Below are 2,474 nucleotides of genomic sequence, written 5' to 3' on the forward strand. Positions count from 1 at the left end.
CAGGTCTATATATTCCTGCTTATCTTGATTAATGTCCGCTTTATTCTGTTGTGAAAACCAACGCACTAAAGACTCCTGATAAATTTGAGCTATTTGTGGAATACGTTCATCTTTGGCAAGAAAAGATTGATTTTGAAAGAAATCCTTCGATGCTTTGAGAACAGCTTCATCATTTTGTACTTCTTGCGCTGCTAATATTGCTTTATACGAATTATCTCGTTTTGCGACAATAGTTGTTTCCCGTATTCCCACATAAGCAGTAGCAGCTATTAATACAGTTGCAACAAGCGCTTGTAGTTTGATACGCTTATCTTGAGAACTTACTAACCAAGGAATCAAAGGTTCTGTATTCATTTTTGGTTGTATTGATACTGGTGTTAAAACTGTTGGAAGTACATTTTTTGGAGTTGGAGTCACCAAAACAGGATGTTCATCTTTAAATAAACATAAGTATTTACTCTGTGAACTCTGTGTCTAATAAGGTAACTTAACTATTAAACTTGAAATAGTAGGTTGATATAACTTATCCTCGCGCGTTTTTTTGAGAGCAACAAATCCGAGAACTATAAAAAGGGAAGCTAGTGATAAAATACCAATTAGACTTAATTTACCAGTCAATAGTAATCTTTTAGTTTTTGGATAAAATTCTTCATTATTACTTAATAAATTAGGAATCGACGTTAATATTAATATTTCTTGCGTTGCCCAACTATTTAAAGCTTGAGGAGCTTTCGTTTCTGGTTGAAAGGTAATTGCACGCGATATAACTTGATGTATATCATACCAATAATTACGCACGTTATAACTTCTTTTTTGGTTTTCGTCGATACTAGGTTGCTCTAATAATCTAGCATCAAATTCACTGGTACTGACAAGTAGTTTTAAAATATCTTTATATACTGTAACTCCTTGTTGTAAAAGATGTTGAGGAATTGTGATTGGAAAGTATTTACCTTCTTGAACCCATACTTCTTGACAGGGTTCTAACCAAACACCTGGACTACATCCAAAAGAAATTGCTATAATTGCAAAAAGTTCGGTGAGATTAAGTAAAGCACAATAAACAGCTTTATCACTGATATTAGTTAACTTGATTCTAATTAGCGGTGGTTGTAACCAGTCTTTATATTCTAAGTTTATCTGATAATCTGATATTTCTGATTCTTGATAAACTTGCATTAAAATAGCACCCTGAATCTCACTATTATCCGGATTTGATAATGTGGCAATATTCATCCAGCGGGCGATATGTTCTAACGAGCGAATTACTAAACTCGCGCTTTCAACATTATAATCAGGAATTGGAGGCATTAGCTCTTGATTATCGCTTTTCCGAAAAATTCGGTATTGTCCAGATATAGCTTGTAAGTAATAATCTGCATCACAGTCAGTGTCTACTTCATTTATATATAGTGAAGTTTCTCCAAAACAAGCTTGTTGAATTGCCTGACGTGCGAAGTTAACACCAATTTCTGCACCTTCTAAATAAACGTTTAAATTCGATAAATACGGACTAATAACTATAGCTTTGTATATTAACTGCGGGTCTAATGGTTGCCCTTCTCCTGCTATATTAATTTTACTAAGTTGTGGTAGAACTTCTACAACATCTGCCACAGCTACAGCATCTTGTAAATTACGAATGTTTTTGACCCCAGTTGGAAAAAGTGCTAATCTTATTCTTTGAGATGTAGCAATTCCATGTACTGCTCCCCCGTCTATATTCCAACCGTTGGCGCTGTCATAACTCGCAGTAAAATAAGAAACAGGATTAATGGCGCCTCCAAAGAAAGGTTGGTCGAGTAAACTAGAGTTAGTGGTTTCAATTTGAGGTGACTGTGTTGGGTAAAAACTTTTAACCAATGCATTTGTACGCTTTAAAGCTTGGCGATAAGTTAAATTACCATGACGCTGTAAGCTATCGAGTAAGAAGTATGAAAACACTCCTCTTTTCTGACTATAGTGTTCTCTAGCTTCTTCGGTATCTCGACAAGCTGCAAGTAGAATATAGTCTTTTGATAGTGATTGCCAATTGGAAAGATTTAATTTATCGGCGAAAATAAAACTTGATAGTGGTCGTTTTGCTAAGTTTGGTGTAACAGAACGTGTACCTATATGTTGCTGATGACTGCGGAAGGCGCCTCCGGAATGGCAGCAATCGAGAATTACAATAAAATGGGGATGACTTTGGGAGATTTCGCTAGCTAACCAAGATAATTCCTTATCTGCCAAATCCCAAATATGATCAGTACGACTATCCCAACAAACAAGTGTTTCGTTCAAATGGTCAGGTTCAATATGCCAAAATATTTCTGCTGCTTCTTCCTGCGAACCATGACCACTAAAGTAAAAGAGTGCAACATCAGTGCTTGTAGCTTGACATAGATGTTCGCGAAAACTATCTATAATTGCTTGACGAGTAGCTTGGTGATTAATTAATTTTCTAATGTATAACTTATCGTCACTGTTAATTA

Annotated in this window: 2 protein-coding genes; both read right to left on the minus strand. The window is 35.4% G+C overall.

Features of this window, described 5'->3' with window-relative positions:
• The coding region (locus AC2JBO_RS44510; RefSeq protein ID WP_496960011.1) for a hypothetical protein at positions 1 to 420 on the minus strand (420 nt) is incomplete at its 3' end.
• 54 nt (positions 421 to 474) lie between these two features.
• Positions 475 to 2,474, minus strand: a 2,000-nt coding sequence (locus AC2JBO_RS44515; protein WP_496960012.1) for a caspase family protein, incomplete at its 5' end; no start/stop codon positions are given.

Source organism: Calothrix sp. CBUCES-K 9914, assembly GCF_059640475.1.